The organism is Nocardia sp. NPDC004168 (assembly GCF_040610355.1).
Classification (GTDB): Bacteria; Actinomycetota; Actinomycetes; order Mycobacteriales; family Mycobacteriaceae; genus Nocardia; species Nocardia sichangensis.
Genome location: NZ_JBEXME010000028.1, coordinates 33,504 through 49,314, shown reverse-complemented (window position 1 = coordinate 49,314; position 15,811 = coordinate 33,504). Strand labels below are relative to the sequence as shown.

The window sequence follows — 15,811 nt, the reverse complement described above, 5'->3', positions numbered from 1 at the left end:
CGCGGAGAATGTTCGACCATCTCGTTCACCCGACCGCGGAGAGGTATTCGCTGTAGAACAGCCCGAGCCCGACGGCGGAGGCCATCGCGGCCAGCAGCCAGAATCTGATGATCACCGTCGTCTCGGCCCATTTGCTGAGCTCGAAGTGATGGTGGAACGGCGCCATCTTGAACAGCCGGTTGCGCGTGGTGCGGAAGACCGCGACCTGCAGCACCACCGACGCCGTCTCGGCGACGAACAGCGCGCCGATGACGATCATCAGCAGCTCGGTGCGGGTGGTGATGGACAGGCCTGCCAGCAGGCCGCCCAGCGCGAGCGAACCGGTGTCGCCCATGAAGATCTTGGCCGGTGCGGCGTTCCACCACAGGAACCCGACGCACGCCGCCGCGCCCGCGGCGCAGACCAGCGCGAGATCCAGCGGATCGCGCACGTTGTAGCAGCCGGTCTCGGGCTTGGTCTCGCAGGCGTGGTAGTACTGCCAGAACGTGATGATCACGTATCCGCCCAGCACCAGGCTCATCGATCCGGCGGCCAGCCCGTCGAGTCCGTCGGTGAGGTTCACCGCGTTGGACCAGGCGACCACCACGAAGCAGACGAACACCAGGAACACGACCACGCCCATGGTCACCGTGCTGATGTCGCGCACGTAGGACAGGTGCCTGCTGGCGGGCGTCAGCCCGCTGCCGCCGCGGAACTGCAAGGCGAGGATGCCGAAGATCACGGCCGAGGACAGCTGGCCGAGATACTTGCCCGCCGCGGTCAGGCCCAGGTTGCGCTGCTTGCGGATCTTGATGAAATCGTCGACGAAACCCACCGCGCCCAGCGCCGTGGCCAGCCCGAGCACGAGCAACGCCGACGCCGACGGCCCGTCGGCGTCGTAACCGATGCCGATCAGGTGGGAGCCCAGGTAACCGGCCCACATGCCGACCAGGATGGCGACGCCGCCCATCGTCGGCGTACCGCGCTTGGCCTGATGGCTGGCGGGACCGTCGACCCGGATCTCCTGCCCGAAGCCCTGCTTGGCGAACAACCGGATCAGCAGCGGGGTGAGCAGGATCGAGACCGTCAGCGCGATCGCCGCGGCGAAGAGAATCTGTCTCATCCTGCTGCCTCCGTGTCCTGTCCCACCCCGTTGTCCGCCGCGCCGCCGCGTGCGGCCACGGCGGCCGGGTCGGTCAGATGCTCGGCGACCTCCCACAGGCCGACCGACTTCGATGCCTTGACCAGCACCACGTCGCCGGGGGCCACTTCCTGCTCGAGCAACGCGATCGCGGCCGCGATGTCGGGCACGAGGACCGATTCCTCGCCCCAGGAGCCTTCCATCACCGCGCCCTGGTGCAGCGCGCGGGCGGGCCTGCCGGTGCCGACGGCGACCACCCGGCTGACGTCCAACCGCACCGCGAGCCGCCCGATGGCGTCGTGCTCCAGGACGGATTCCTCGCCGAGTTCGCCCATCTCGCCGAGCACCGCCCAGCTGCGCCGCGGCGTCTCGGCCGCGCGCGCCATGCTCACCAGCGCTTTGAGCGCGGCGCGGACCGAGTCCGGATTGGCGTTGTAGGAGTCGTTGACGACGGTGATCCCGTCCGCGGTGGTCCGCACGTCCATCCGGCGGGCGGACGCGGCGCGCGCGTCGGACAGCGCGGCGACGGCGGTGTCCAGATCGGCGCCGCATTCCAGCGCGACCGCGATCGCCGACAGCGCGTTGCCCACGTGGTGCTCGCCGTGCACGGCCAGGCGCACCTGGGCGCTGCCCGCGGACGTGTGCACGGTGAACGCGGCCCTGGCCTGGTCATCGAGCCGGATGTCGGTGGCCCGCACGTCGGCGGTCGCGGCCTGCCCGACGGTCACCACCCGCGCCGATGTGCGCGAGGCCATCGCGGCGACCTGGGGATCGTCGGCGTTGAGCACGGCGAGCCCGGTGGGCGGCAGCGCCTCGACCAGCTCGCCCTTGGTCTTGGCGATGGCCTCGCGGCTGCCGAACTCGCCGAGATGCGCGGTGCCGACGTTGAGCACCACTCCGATGCTCGGCGGCGCCACCTCGGCCAGCGCCGCGATGTGCCCGGGCCCGCGCGCGGACAGCTCCAGCACCAGGAAGCGGGTGCCCGCGTCGGCGCGCAACGCCGTCCACGGGTGGCCGAGTTCGTTGTTGAACGACCCAGGCGGGGCCACCACCGTGCCCAGCGGCGCCAGGACGGCGGCCAGCAGGTCCTTGGTGGAGGTCTTGCCGGACGAGCCGGTGACGCCGACGACGGTGAGCCCGCCGTCGGCGGCGAGACGCGACACGCTGGCGCGGGCGAGCGCGGCGAGCGCGGTCAGCACGGCGGCGCCGGATCCGTCCGCATCGTGGCTGAGCGCGACCGAACTCGACGGCACGTCGCCGCCGCCTGGCGTGACCACGATGGCGGGCACGCCCACCGGCCGCGCCGCAAGGACCGCCACCGCGCCCGCGGCGACGGCCGCGCCCGCGTAGTCGTGGCCGTCGGAGCGCTCACCCGGCAGCGCCAGGAACAGATCGCCGGAACCGATTCGGCGCGAGTCGAATTCGACCGCGCCGGTCACTCGCACCTCCGGGTCTGCGACGTCGTGCAGCGTGCCGCCGACGACCTCCGCGATCTCCCGCAGTGTCATCTCGATCATGAAACCGTCAAGTCCTCCGCGTGGTTACCTTGCGGACTGCGTCTTTCCAATGCGGCCGCGAGTACGTCGCGGTCGTCGAACGGGTGCTTCACGCCCTGGATCTCCTGCCCTGCCTCATGTCCCTTGCCCGCGATCAGCACCACGTCACCGGGGCGCGCCCACGCCACCGCCGCGGCGATGGCCTCCGCTCGGTCTCCGATCTCCCGCACCTCGCCGCGGTCGGCTTCCGGGACCTCCAGTGCACCGGAGCCGAGGGCGGCGCGGATGGCCGCCGGATCCTCGGTGCGCGGGTTGTCGTCGGTGATGATCAGCAGATCGGCGCCCCGCGCGCCTACGGCGCCCATCAGCGGCCGCTTCGCCGCGTCCCGGTCGCCGCCCGCGCCGACCACCACCGCGAGCCGTCCCGCGGTGTCGGCCGCGAGATGACCACGCAGCGTGGCGATCACGGACTCCAACGCCGCGGGCTTGTGCGCGTAGTCGACGATCGCCAAGAAGTCCTGTCCGCGCTCCACCCGCTGCATGCGGCCGGGCACGTCCACGGTCGCCAGCGCCGGAGCCGCGATCGACGGCTCGACGCCCGCCGCGGCGCACACCGCCACCGCGAGCAGGCCGTTGGCGACGTTGTAGCGGCCGGGAAGCCGAAGGCGTACGGGAGTTTCGCCCTGCGGACCGGCCGCGGTGAAGTCTTGTTCGCCGCCGTGCGCCGACACCGCGCCGGTGACGCTCCAGGCGGCGGTCCTGGTGGTCGAGACGGTGACCGGGTTCGGCAGGCCGGCGGCCAGCCGCCGCCCCCACTCGTCGTCCACGCAGACGACGGCGGTGCGGGCCGCGACCGGCGAATCGGGTTCGAACAGCTTGCGTTTGGCGGCGAAGTAGTCCTCGAAGTCGGCGTGGAAGTCGAGGTGGTCCTGGGACAGATTGGTGAACGCGCCCACCGCGAACCGCACTCCGTCCACCCGGCCCAGCGTCAGCGCGTGGCTGGATACCTCCATCACCACCGCGTCCACGCCCTGCTCGACCATCAGCGCGAACATCGCGTGCAGCTGCGGCGCCTCCGGAGTGGTCAGCGCGCTCGGCACCCGCCTGCCGCCGATCCTGGTCTCGATCGTGCCGATCAGCGCGGTGGACAGCCCCGCGGCGGCCAGGCCCGCCTCCACCAGGTAGGAGGTCGTGGTCTTGCCCGAGGTTCCGGTGATCCCGACGATGCGCAGCCGCTCGGACGGATTGCCGTAGATCGTGGCCGACAGCTCGCCGAGCACCGCCCTCGGATTCTCCCGCACCAGCACCGGCACCTCGAGCGGACCGGCCAGTTCCGCGCCCGCCGCGTCGGTCAGTACCGCGACCGCGCCGCGGGCGACGGCGTCGCGCGCGAAACGCGCCCCGTGCGCGCGGGCCCCGGGCAGCGCGGCGAACAGGTCACCGGGCAGCACGGCATCCGAGCGCTGCTCGATGCCGGTGACCGCCACGTCCGATTCGGCGCTCGTCGTGGCCCCGATGACGGCGGCCAACGACGCCAGCGGCGTTGACGGCGAATGCTCTGGCCGCAATGCGCGCGGTTGACCGGACTGCACAGAAACCAGGCTCCTTTCGGGGGCGGCGATCGACGTGTCAGGTTACCGGCGACCGGTCACGGCGGGACCATGCGCCCCGTCGCAACGCCGGGGAGGTCGCCCACCGCACCCTACGGGTTCGCCCGCCCGGCCCGGACCGCGCCACGCGGCACTCGGACGCCACCGGGCGAGGACGCGGCGCACACGGCGGGCCGTCGTCGGCCTATGCCCCTCGAACACCGCACTCACCTGCTGCTTCCTCCACACCGATCCGATGTCTTCGCTACCGACCGCACATCCCCGGAGCGGATCGATCACCCTGCCTGCAAGACGAATTGCCTGGACGGCTGGACGGACGGCGGGATGCGGTCGCGCTGCAGGGCCCACGAGGCGATGTTGTGGAACAGCGGAGCCACCGAACCGCCCCCGGAGCCGTCCGAACTGCGCACGGGCGCGTCGAGCATGAGGCCGATCACGTACCGAGGATTCTCCGCGGGAACCATGCCCGCGAACGTGATCCAGAACGACGACGTGGAGTAGCACCGGCAATTGCGATCGACCTTCTGCGCGGTACCGGTCTTGCCCGCCACCTGGTAGCCCGTGATGGCCGCGGGCCATCCGGTGCCGTTCTGGTTGGCGTTCATGGGGTCACGCTGCACCACCGCCTGGAACATCGTCCGCAAGGTGGCGGCGGTCTGCTTGCTCACCACCCGCACGCCGTCCGGCTGGGTCTCCTCGGTGCGGGCGCCGTCCGGCGCGATCCTCGCCCGCAGGATCCGCGGCGGAATGCGGACACCGTCGTTGGCGATCGCCTGATACATCCCGGCCATCTGCAGCGTCGTCATCGAAAGACCTTGGCCGATAGGAAGGTTGGCGAAGGTGCCGCCGGACCACTGATCCCGGTCCGGCATCAGGCCCGCGCTCTCGCCCGGCAGGCCGATGCCCGTGCGCTGCCCGAGCCCGAACCGGTGCGCCATGTCGGCGAAGCGATCCTCGCCCACGCGCTGCGCGAGCATCAGCGTGCCCACATTGGAAGAGCGGCCGAAGATTCCGGTGGTCGTGTAGGGCTCGACGCCGTGCGACCACGCGTCGTGCACCGTGACACCCGCCATCTGGATCGCGCCGGGCACCTGGTGCACCTCGTCGGGATCGGTCAGGCCGTAGTCGATGGCCGCAGCCGCCGTGACGATCTTGTTCACCGAGCCGGGCTCGAACACGTCCGTGACCGACGGGTTGCTCAGCTGGGCATTGGCCCACTTCTGCGGCCCCAGGTCGGGATTGAAGGTGTTGTCGTTGGCCATCGCCAGGACCTGCCCGGTCTTGGCGTCCAGGACGACGGCCGAAGCGGAACCCGCACCGGAGACGTCTTTGGCCTGCTGCACCTGCTGCTGCACGTAGTACTGCAGATCGGAGTCCAAGGTGAGCTCCACGGCGGACCCGTTGACCGCGGGCTGCTCGTCGCGCCAACTGCCGGGAATGACCGCGCCGTCCGAGCCGCGATCGTAGGTGTGCGATCCGTCGGTACCGGCCAGCACCGAGTCGAGCGACGACTCCAGCCCGATCTGCCCGTGACCGTCCCAACCGACAGCGCCGACGACATTCGCCGCCAGCGACCCGCCGGGGTAGACCCGTGGGCTCTGCTGGTCGGAGCCCACCTGCGGATATTTATCGGTGATCTCGTCCGCGATGCGCGGATCGACATTTTGGGCGAGGAACACGAACTGCTCGTCGCTGTTCAGCTTGGCCAGCAGCTCCGCTTCCGCGGGCGCGTCTTTGCCGAGCTTCTCGTGGATGGTGCGCGCGATGTCGCGCAGCCGCTGATCCGGATCGGGCGCCTTGTCGTTCTTGGCCTTGGCGTCCGCCAGTTCCTTCCGGACCGCGACCGGCCGGAAATGCAGCGCCTTGGCCGACACGGTGAAGGCCAGCGCTTTGCCGTAGCGGTCGGTGATCGGCCCGCGGATGGCCGGGTCGGGCTGATGGGTGGTGCGCTGGCTGGCCGCTTGGGCCGACAGTCCCGGCGCGGCGACGCTCTGCACCCACAGCAGTTGCAGCGCGACGACCGCGAGCGCGACTAACATGACCACTCGTCCGACGCCGAGGCGCAACCGGAGCGGGCCGTCCGAGACAGCTGAGCGCGGTGGCCGCGGCCCGCCCGTGGTGCGGGGCGCCGAGGGCCCGCGCCTGCGCGGCGCGGGCCTGGGATGCGTCACTGCGGGGCTCCGCCGGGCACCGCCTCCGGGGCCTGCGCGGCTTCCTGCTGCGGCGACGCTTCCGCGGGCGGCTGGGGCGAAGTGACCTGCGGTGTGACCGAAGCCGCGGGCACCCCGGGCTGCGGCGGGTTGATCGCCGAAGTCGGGGCCGGGCTCGCGGCCGTGGGCGCCGGGTTCACTTGCGCGTTGTTCTGCGATCCCGTGTTCGGCTGACCCGGCGCCGGAGCACCGGGCGTGGTGGTAACCGGCACCACCCGCTCCCCTCTCGGCGACCGCGCGGAAGGCGAGGCGTTCAGCGGCGGCACGGGAGTGCCCTCGGCCGGGGCGGGCTTGCCGATCACCGTGACCGAGCCGTCGGGACCGACCAGCAGGCGAGCCGGGTCCTTGGCCGGGATCATGCCCAGTTCACGCGCCCGCAGGGCCAGTTCGGGGGCCGAATCGGCGACCTCGACCTCGCGCTGCAGGGCCGCGCGCTCGTCGGCCAGCCGCCGGTTCGTCGCCCGCGCGTCGCCGAGCTGATAGCTGTCCTCGGCGGCACGGGTGGTCAGCAGCAAGGTCAGCGCGAGGCCGCAACCGAGCAGGGCGATGATCGCCGTGACGAACGGGATGCGCGCCGCCATCGCCGAGCGCCGCACGGTGGGCAGGAACGCGCTGTCCGAACCACTTTCGCGCATTCGCCGCCGGGCATAGGCGCGTTGCGCCGCGCCCGACTTCACCCGCTCGGCGTCCTGGACCCGCCGGGCGACCCGGCCCGGCGCTTCGACGGTCCTCGTCCGCACGCTCATAGATTCCCCTCCTCTGTCCTCCGGGGATGCCGGGCGAGTACAGCGCTCCGCTGTCTCATCCGGCCTCCGCTACCGCTGCGGGACATCCGCATCCGGCCGGCGCGATGCGGGCACTGCTCGCTCACCGCGCCTCCTGGATCCGCTCGGCGGCGCGCATGCGTACCGGGGCCGCCCGCGGGTTGTCCTCGACCTCCTGCTCGGTCGCCTTCTCCGCGCCACGGGTCAGCATCCGGAACTCCGGTCCCATGCCGGGAAGCTCGACCGGCAGGCCCACCGGCGTCCTGGACGCGGTGTGGGCGGCGAGCTCGTGCTTGACCACCTTGTCCTCCAGCGATTGGTAGGACATGACGACGATGCGGCCGCCCACCCGCAGCGCGGCGAGCGCGGCGGGCAGCGCGGCTCGCAACGAGTCGAGCTCCCCGTTGACCTCCACCCGCAGCGCTTGGAACGTGCGCTTGGCCGGATGCCCTCCGGTGCGGCGCGTCGCCGCGGGAATCGTGGCGTACAGCAGCTCCACCAGCTCGGCGCTGGTGCGGAACGGTTTGCTCTGCCGACGCCGGATCACCTCGGCGGCGATCCGGCTCGCGAAGCGTTCCTCTCCGTAGGTCCGCAGTACCCGGGTCAGATCGCCGTGACTGTAGGTGTTGAGCACATCGGCGGCGGTGGGCCCGCTGGTCGGGTCCATCCGCATGTCCAGCGGGGCGTCGACGGAATACGCGAAGCCGCGGTCGGCCTCGTCCAACTGCATGGAGGAGACGCCCAGGTCCATCAGGATCGCCGAGACCGAACCGGTGGCGGGCAAGCCGGCCTCCGCCAACGCATCGACGATGCCGTCGTAGCGGGTGTGCACCAACGTGATTCGGTCCGCGAACGGCTCGAGCCGCTCGCCTGCCAGCTTCAATGCGGTGGTGTCGCGGTCGAGCCCGATGAGACGGAGGCCCGGGTAGGTGCTCAGGAAATGCTCGGCGTGACCGCCGAGGCCGAGTGTCGCGTCGACGTAGACCGCGCCCGGCTCGGCCAAGGCCGGACCGAGCAGCGCGTCGGCTCGCTCCAGCAGAACCGGAACATGGCGGGGACCGCGCTGTTCACGGTTCACCTAGACCTCCCGGAGTCTGCCTCGCGTCGTCGCGCACCGCACACGGGTCGCCTTGATACACAGTGCTTTCCATACGGACACGAATGCCCCGTGGTCTCTGACCGAACTTTCGGCACCTGGCGTCGGGGAAGTACGTCAGGGTCCGCGTCCGGGCAGAGACCGCGTGGCACTCGCGCGCCCGCGGCTAGAAGATTCCGCCCAGCGACTCGTCTCTGGCTTGCGAGAAGTCCTCCTCGTGCTCGGCGAGGTAGGACTCCCACGCCTGCTTGTCCCAAATCTCCAGGAAGTCGACCGAACCGATCACCACGCAATCCCTGTCCAGGTTGGCGTAGCGACGATGGTCGGCGGACAACACGATCCGGCCCTGCGCGTCCGGACGTTGCTCGTCCGTTCCGGCCGCGAGTGCCCGGACGAACGCACGGGCCTGCGGATTGCTTCGAGACGCGGCCGCGGCCCGCCGGGCGAGCGCGGTGAACTCCTCTTTCGGGTACACGGCAAGGCTGTGGTCCTGCCCCTTCGTGACCATCAACCCTCCCGCCAGATCGTCTCGAAACTTCGCAGGCAACGTGAGTCGCCCCTTGTCGTCCAAGCGAGGTGTGTAGGTACCGAGAAACATCTCGATACCTCCCTATTCGATCACCTCGATGGTCGGCCCTTCAGTACTGCGCGCTCCACATTACCCCACTTTCCCCCACTTTCAATCGAAACAAGCGGTGATCTGGCTCCCGACTCAGACGATTCCGCAGGTCATGTCAGCTATCACCGGCGTGGAGAACTTTCGCGAGTTCTGCCGACACGCGCCGCCCCAGGCGACAAACGCCCGAAAACACCCAGCAAACCCCCTGGTGTGGCACCGGAGGGGGCGAAGTGGGGGAAGTTCGTGGGGAGGTGTGGGGCGAGGGGGAAGTCGGACCCGAAGATCATTCGCGGCGTGATCGGTTACACACACGAACCGGCGACGCCGCACCATCGCGGTGCGGCGTCGCCGGTCGTGCTGAAGTTGTCAGGCTACGGGCGAGCTATTCCTGCTCGAACCGCCGCCGGAAGCGATCCTCCATACGCTCGGAGAAACCGCCGGACTTGCGCTGGCGCCCTCGCCCGCCGCCGGAGGACGCCTGCCCGCCGGACCGGTCGTTCTTGGCGATGCTCTTGGAGGTGCCCAGCAGCAGGAGCACGCCTGCACCGAACATCACGATGAAGCCGATCAGGCTGATGATCGGAAAGCCGCCGGGCTTCACGGGCGCTGCGATGCCTGCGACGAGGAGAAAGAGGCCGAGGACGAACAACGCCGCGGCCTGGAGTCTGCGACGACTCGAGGTCGAACGTAGCCGTCCGCCGCGGACGGACGAGGCGAACTTGGGATCCTCAGCATAGAGAGCGCTCTCGATCTGTTCGAGCATGCGCTGCTCGTGCTCGGAGAGTGGCACGGTACCTCCCCCGGCACTAGGACGTGGCTGTCGCCTCCGGGTAGACGACAGATAGCCGACCTTGGCGGCCATCTGTCACCAATGATACGAGTTCGATCAGGGCCAGACCACCTAATGGGCACAGTCGGACGTAGTCCGTCATCAGCCCGCGCATGGCCGCAGCGAAGGCGGAGGTACGCCTAATGGGCACAGTCGGAGCCAGTCCGTCATCAGCCCGCGCATGGCCGCAGCGAGGCGGAGGTACGCCTCATGGGCACAGTCGGAGCCAGTCCGTCATCAGCCCGCGCATGGCCGCAGCGAGGCGGAGGTACGCCTCATGGGCACAGTCGGAGCCAGTCCGTAACCAGCCCGCCCGTCGCCGGGGCGAAGGTGAAGGTAGGCCAACACGCCGATAACTAAGCGGTCATACCGCCGGTCATTCCAGGGGCGGGCCGCAACCGGGCCGATGCCGCGAGGAGATCTTCCACGTCGTGGAGGAATGCCGCCACCCGCGAAGAGAACTCGTCCGCCTCGTGTTCGTCGACATTCCGGTCCAGGCCCGCCTCCAGTGCCGCCCGGATCTCCGACCGCGCGCTGAAGTAGTCCGCCCACATCACGAATTCCGGCGCGGCGCGCTGCATCAGCACCCACGCGTTGCGCGAGCGCGCCCTCGGCGCGGTGTCGGCGCCCGTGAGCGCGATCACCGCGCCCGCCCCGCGCAGCGCCGCCAGGTAGGCGGTGCGGAACCGTTCCCGCGGATCTCGTTCCCCCGCCGCCTGCATGAGCAACCCGTCCGCGCGCTCCAGCAACTTGCCGGCCCGGCCGGGCCGGCCCGGATGTTCCACTCGACCAGACATCGCCGTCCCTCCACCCTCGCGTACCTTGGCCCGTATGCGGCGCTGGAGACGGCGTGCCCCACCGCTTTCCAGCACCGCCCGGACCGAACAGGTATTCGAACGTTTGAATTGAGCTTCAATATAGAGACGCCCACCGACAACTTTCCGCGTCCGCGCGACCGACGAGAGCCATGACCGCCGTCAAGCCCAATCACACTCCCGCACCCGCCGTCATCGATCTCTCGGTGGCGGCCCTGCGCTCCCGGCTGCACGACGCGCTGGCGGTCTACGTGGCCGCCATGGACTATCCGCGCGGGACCGAGAACCATCGCGCGCCGATGTGGACCGAGCACACCACCCGGCCCGGCTGGCAGGCGGTCGCCGCGGTGCTGCCCGACGACTCCGGCCGGATCGATCTGCGCCACGCGCCGATCGTGGCGATCGCCTACGGCTATCGCGGCGCCGCGCACCAGTGGTGGCATCAGCAGGTGCACAGCGGAATGCGGCGTTCGGGTTGGCCGGAACATTCCGCGCGCGAACTGCTCTCGGACTACTTCGAGCTCACCGAGCTGCATGTGCATCCAGCCGCGCAGGGCCGCGGCATCGGCGGCACGCTGCTGGAACGGCTGCTGCGCGACCGCACCGAGCGGGCGGTGCTGCTGTCGACGCCCGAGGTCGCCGGTGAGGACAACCGCGCCTGGCGGTTGTATCGCAGGCAGGGATTCACCGATGTGGTCCGCAATTTCGTCTTCGCGGGCGACAACCGGCCGTTCGCGATCCTCGGCAGGCGGCTGCCGCTGTGAGGATCACGTGACGGTGATCGTCGTCGGCTCGGGCCACAACGCCTTGGTGGCCGCGTGCTACCTCGCCCGCGCCGGGCACGAGGTCGAAGTGCTCGAACGCGACGAGGTCCTCGGCGGAGCGGTGTCGACGGTCGAGCGATTCCCCGGCCACCGGGTCGATCGCGGCTCGTCGGCGCACATCATGATCCGCCACACCGGCATCGTCGAGGACCTCGGACTCGACCGTTTCGGCCTGCGGTACATCGACTGCGACCCATGGGGTTTCACGCCCGCGCACGCGGATCGCCCCGCCCTGGTGTTCCATCGCGACCTGGATGCGACCTGCGCCTCCATCGCCGCGGCTTGCGGCCCGCGGGACGCGGACGCCTACCGCCGGTTCGTCCGGGTGTGGGGTCCGCGCAGCGCCAGGGTGATGCGGGCGTTCGGCGGCGCACCTACGCCGGGCAGGCTGGTGCGGTCGTTCTGGGGACTGGACGCGAGGAACGGCGGCAGCGCACTCTCGCGCGAGTTCCTGCAATCCGGCGACGCCCTGTTGGACGTGTTCTTCGAGGACGAACGGTTGAAGGCGTCGCTGGCCTGGTTCGGCGCGCAGTCCGGGCCGCCGATGTCGGAGCCGGGCACGGCGCCGATGGTCGGCTTCGCCGCGCTCATGCACACGCTGCCGCCGGGGCGCGCGGTCGGCGGCAGCGGGGCGTTGACCACCGCGCTGGTGGCGCGGCTGCGGTCCGACGGCGGGGTGGTGACCGCGGGCGACGCGGTGTCCGCCCTGCGTCGCGACGGGGACCGCTGGCGGGTGCGCACCGCCTCGGGCCGAGAGTTGCGCGCGAGCACCGTGATCGCGGGCTGCCACGTGCTGACCACTCTGGACCTGCTCCGCGACGGCGGCTTCGACGGCGCGGTGCTCGACGACTGGCGCACGCGCATCCGCGTCGGTCCCGGGATCGGGATGGTGGTGCGGGCCGCCACTTCGGCGCTGCCCCGTTATCCCGGCAGTCCGATCGATCACTCCGCCCGCGGCCTGCAATTGCTGGTGTCCGATCGCGCGCAGTTGCGTCGTGCGCACGGCGCGGCGCTGGCGGGTGACCTCCCGCCGCGACCGGTCGTGCTGGCCATGAGCTTCAGCGCCGTGGATCCGACCATCGCGCCGCCCGGCGAGCACCAGTTGTCGCTGTGGGCGCAATGGCACCCGTACCGACCGGCCTCCGGGGCGGACTGGGCCGGCCTCGCGCAGCGGGAAGGCGACCGGATCATCGCCGAAGTCGATTCCTACGCGCCCGGTTTCGCGGAGACGGTGCTGCGCAGACACGTACAGACACCCGTGGACCTGGAGCGCGAACTCGGGCTCGTCGGCGGCAACGTGATGCACGTGGAGATGTCGCTGGACCAGATGATGCTGTGGCGTCCGCTGCCCGAGCTGGCGGGGCAGCGGGTGCCCGGCGCGCCGGGACTGTATCTGACGGGCGCGTCCACCCATCCCGGCGGCGGCGTCTCCGGCGCCAGCGGACGGACGGCCGCCGCACTCGCGCTGCGCGACCTGAACCGGCCCAGGTTGTCGCGGTGGCTGCGACGATGACGGATTCGGGCGAACTGCCGCCCGAGGCGACAGAACGGTTCCGATACCGCTCCGCGCGTTTTCTGCTGCCACTCGCCTTGGTCGTGCTGACGATCGTCGCGCAGATCGGTTACCCACTCGCCGCGGGTGGCGCGCGCGACCGTGTCACCGTCGCGGTCGTGCTGCTCTCCGCCGCCGCCGCGCTGGCGCACGCGACCGCGACCAGGGGGTTGCGCTATGCCGTCGGTTTCCTGATCATCGTCTCCGGCGTCGGGCTCACCGCCGAGGTGATCGGTACCGCGACCGGCATACCGTTCGGCTGCTACGAGTACGCGACCGACCGGCTCGGGCCCGCTCTGCTCACGGTGCCGCTGCTCGTCCCGCTGGCCTGGACCGGCGGGATGTATCCGGTGTGGGTGGTGGCCGGGTTGTTGTCACGGCACACGGTCACGCGGGTCCTTGCGACGGCGGTGGGCGCGGTGGGCTGGGATCTTTTCCTGGATTCGCAGATGGTGACCGACGGGCAGTGGGCCTGGTGTGACACCCACTCCGGCCTGCCCGGGCTGGACCTGATTCCGGTGACCAACTACCTGGGCTGGTTCGCTGTCGCGCTCGTGATGGGCTGCTTGCTGGCGCTCTGGGAGCGAGCGGCTCCGGATCCCGTACGGGTAGCGCGACCGGGTGGCCGCGCGATCGCGGTCGCCGTACCGGTGGCCTTCTTCCTGTGGACCTGGCTGGGGTCGGCGCTGGCCCACGCGGTGTTCCTCGGTCTCCTGCCGTCGGCCGGATACGGTTTCGCCGGTATGGGTGTGCTCGGTGTTCCCCTGCTCGTCGTCCTGGCTCGCGCGCGCCGCTGACCCGGCGTGATTCCCCGCACTCGGCGCGCCGACGCGCGCGATGAGTGGCGCGTTTCATTCCGGGCGGACGGCCTGGCACGATGTCACCCGTGCAGCCGAGTCCCGTCACCACGAAGCTCGATACCCCGGATCGCCCGCCGCGGCGGGTCCCACGCCGTGCCGCGCGTGCCGCTTCGGTCGTCCTGCTCGCGGCGATGCTGGTCCCGATGCTCGCAGCGTGCCTGCGGGTCCAGGTTTCGATGGGGGTCTCGTCCAACGACCGGGTGTCCGGACGGATCGTCGCCGCCGTGGTGCCCGCCGACGCCGGGGACAAGGGCCCGCAGCTGAAGGCGCCCGAGACGCTGGCCGCCAAGGTGCGGGTGGAGCCGTACGCCCAGGACGGATATATGGGCAGCCAGGTCTTCTTCGAGGATCTGTCGTTCGGCGAGGTGCAGCAGCTCGGCGGGCTGTCCGAGCAGACCCAGGGCATGTTCCAGTTGCAATTCCAGCGCACCGGCGACCTGGTCAGCCTGAGCGGGCGGGTCGATCTGAAATCGGTGCCGCCGCACGGCTCGGACGTGCAGTTCACCATCGCGTTCCCGGCCCGCGTCGCAAAGACCAACGGCAGCCGCGAGGGCGACAACGTCGTCTCCTGGAAGCTGCCGCCCGGTGATGTCTCCACGTTGCGCGCCGAGGTCAGTTACGCCGACCCGAACACCCGCTCGTTCGCGGGCTGGGCGGGCATCGCGGGCGGCATCACGCTCGCGGTGGCCGCCATCGTCGCGGCCATGGCGTACATGGACCGCAACCCCGCCGCGCCCGGCGCGCCGGAGGTCGGCTTCTCGCTCAGCCGCTGGTGGCGCTCGGTGACGCAGAATCGCTGAGCGACAGGTCGGTGTGCCGCGATAGCGTGGCCCACATGGTGAGTGCCGACCTGCCGAAGACGTTGCGCGCGAACTCGATCCTGCCGTCCTTCGCCGCCGCGGTCGCCGTGTTGGGCGCGGGCATCGCGCTGTACAACCGGATCACCGTACGGCGGTTGACGAACACCCCGACGACGGTGATCGAACCGGTCACCGTCTGTATCCCGGCGCGCGACGAGGCCGACCGGCTACCCGAGCTGATCGGCGACCTGCGCGCCCAGGTGGGCGTGCCGCGCATGGCGGTACGCGTCCTCGACGACGCGTCCACCGACGACACCGGCGCCGCGGCCCGCGCGGCGATCGACGGCGACCCGCGTTTCACCTTGCTGCACAGCGAGTCCGATCCGGTCCCCGGCTGGACCGGAAAGGCCACCGCCTGCGTCCGGCTGGCCGAGGAGGTGTCGACGCCGGTGCTGATCTTCTTGGACGCCGACGTGCGGCTGGCCCCGACGGCGCTCGCGGCGGCGGTCGGCGCGCTGCGCGAACGACGCGCCGCGTTGGTCTCCCCCTGGCCGCTGCAGGTGGCAGGCTCGGTGGCGGAGGCGCTGGTGCAACCCCTGCTGTGCTGGTCGTGGGCCTCGACGCTGCCGGTCACCGCGGCCGACCGGAGCCTGCGGCCCGCCACGGCGGTGGCCTGCGGGCAGTTCCTCGTGTTCGACAACGCCGCGTACCGCTCGGTGGGCGGCCACACGGCGGTGGCCGGAAGCGTCACCGAAGACCTCGACATCGCCCGTACGCTGCGGCGAGCCGGTCATTCCACGGTTCTGGTGGCCGCGGGACCGCTGGCCCGCACCAGGATGTATCGCGACGCCGCGGAATTGGACGCGGGCTACTCCCGCTGGCTCTGGTCGGCCTACGACGGCACGATAACGGGTGGAGCGGCGGTGGGACTGGTTGCCGCCCTTGCCTATTGGGTGCCGCCCGCAGTGGCGGTGTTCGGCCGCGGGGCGCACCGCCGGGCGGGCCTGGCCGGCTGGCTCGCCGCCGTCGCCGGGCGACTGCTGGCCCGCTCGACCGAAACCGGCGGCCCGCTGAAACCTTCGGACCTGCCTGCCGCCGTCGCGCATCCGGTGTCGGTGGCGGTGTATCTGCTTTTGTGGGTGCGATCACACCTGGCCCGGCGCCGCGGCACGGCCCGCTGGAAAGGTCGGCCGCTTCCCTGAGCAGCCGTGCCGCG

The 15,811-nt window shown here is 70.9% G+C and carries 14 protein-coding genes; 5 read left to right on the top strand and 9 right to left on the bottom strand.

The window, feature by feature from the left end:
- Positions 1 to 25: 25 nt before the first annotated feature.
- The 9 genes from mraY to ABZW96_RS31535 all read right to left on the bottom strand — a co-directional run bounded on the left by mraY (position 26) and on the right by ABZW96_RS31535 (position 10,541).
- Complete coding sequence (gene mraY, locus ABZW96_RS31575) at positions 26 to 1,102, bottom strand: phospho-N-acetylmuramoyl-pentapeptide-transferase (protein WP_039797126.1); 1,077 nt, start codon at positions 1,100 to 1,102, stop codon at positions 26 to 28.
- On the bottom strand, positions 1,099 to 2,637 hold the full coding sequence (gene murF, locus ABZW96_RS31570; protein WP_355079643.1) for a UDP-N-acetylmuramoyl-tripeptide--D-alanyl-D-alanine ligase: 1,539 nt from the start codon (positions 2,635 to 2,637) through the stop codon (positions 1,099 to 1,101). The genes mraY and murF overlap by 4 nt, the downstream gene beginning before the upstream one ends.
- The gene (locus ABZW96_RS31565; RefSeq protein WP_355079695.1) at positions 2,634 to 4,154 is read right to left on the bottom strand and encodes a UDP-N-acetylmuramoyl-L-alanyl-D-glutamate--2,6-diaminopimelate ligase; all 1,521 of its coding nucleotides are present in this window, start codon (positions 4,152 to 4,154) and stop codon (positions 2,634 to 2,636) included. The genes murF and ABZW96_RS31565 overlap by 4 nt, the downstream gene beginning before the upstream one ends.
- Positions 4,155 to 4,501: 347 nt before the next feature.
- Positions 4,502 to 6,265, bottom strand: a complete 1,764-nt coding sequence (locus ABZW96_RS31560; RefSeq protein WP_355079641.1) for a penicillin-binding protein 2 — start codon at positions 6,263 to 6,265, stop codon at positions 4,502 to 4,504.
- Positions 6,266 to 6,393: 128 nt separating this feature from the next.
- Complete coding sequence (locus ABZW96_RS31555; RefSeq protein ID WP_355079639.1) at positions 6,394 to 7,182, bottom strand: hypothetical protein; 789 nt, start codon at positions 7,180 to 7,182, stop codon at positions 6,394 to 6,396.
- A 121-nt stretch (positions 7,183 to 7,303) separates the two neighbouring features.
- Entirely contained in the window at positions 7,304 to 8,278 is a 975-nt protein-coding gene (gene rsmH, locus ABZW96_RS31550; protein ID WP_355079637.1) for a 16S rRNA (cytosine(1402)-N(4))-methyltransferase RsmH, read from the bottom strand.
- A 184-nt stretch (positions 8,279 to 8,462) separates the two neighbouring features.
- Positions 8,463 to 8,894, bottom strand: coding sequence for a division/cell wall cluster transcriptional repressor MraZ (gene mraZ, locus ABZW96_RS31545; protein WP_355079635.1), 432 nt, complete (start codon positions 8,892 to 8,894; stop codon positions 8,463 to 8,465).
- A gap of 403 nt (positions 8,895 to 9,297) precedes the next feature.
- Entirely contained in the window at positions 9,298 to 9,705 is a 408-nt protein-coding gene (locus tag ABZW96_RS31540) for a DUF3040 domain-containing protein (protein ID WP_039797093.1), read from the bottom strand.
- Between the two features lie 395 nt (positions 9,706 to 10,100).
- Positions 10,101 to 10,541, bottom strand: coding sequence for an SAV_6107 family HEPN domain-containing protein (locus ABZW96_RS31535; protein WP_355079634.1), 441 nt, complete (start codon positions 10,539 to 10,541; stop codon positions 10,101 to 10,103).
- Positions 10,542 to 10,711: 170 nt separating this feature from the next.
- Between ABZW96_RS31535 and ABZW96_RS31530 the strand changes: the two genes are divergently transcribed.
- From ABZW96_RS31530 to ABZW96_RS31510, 5 genes are all read left to right on the top strand, one after another.
- Positions 10,712 to 11,323 carry an N-acetyltransferase gene (locus ABZW96_RS31530; protein WP_355079632.1) on the top strand — a complete coding sequence of 204 codons (612 nt, stop codon included), beginning with the start codon at positions 10,712 to 10,714 and terminating at the stop codon, positions 11,321 to 11,323.
- A gap of 7 nt (positions 11,324 to 11,330) precedes the next feature.
- Complete coding sequence (locus ABZW96_RS31525; RefSeq protein ID WP_355079630.1) at positions 11,331 to 12,896, top strand: NAD(P)/FAD-dependent oxidoreductase; 1,566 nt, start codon at positions 11,331 to 11,333, stop codon at positions 12,894 to 12,896.
- Positions 12,893 to 13,732, top strand: a complete 840-nt coding sequence (locus ABZW96_RS31520) for a carotenoid biosynthesis protein (protein ID WP_355079628.1) — start codon at positions 12,893 to 12,895, stop codon at positions 13,730 to 13,732. The genes ABZW96_RS31525 and ABZW96_RS31520 overlap by 4 nt, the downstream gene beginning before the upstream one ends.
- Before the next feature lie 194 nt (positions 13,733 to 13,926).
- Positions 13,927 to 14,595 carry a DUF3153 domain-containing protein gene (locus ABZW96_RS31515; RefSeq protein ID WP_355079693.1) on the top strand — a complete coding sequence of 223 codons (669 nt, stop codon included), beginning with the start codon at positions 13,927 to 13,929 and terminating at the stop codon, positions 14,593 to 14,595.
- Between the two features lie 35 nt (positions 14,596 to 14,630).
- Positions 14,631 to 15,797 (top strand): glycosyltransferase family 2 protein, encoded by a 1,167-nt coding sequence (locus ABZW96_RS31510; RefSeq protein WP_355079626.1) that lies wholly within the window; start codon positions 14,631 to 14,633, stop codon positions 15,795 to 15,797.
- Positions 15,798 to 15,811 lie beyond the last annotated feature (14 nt).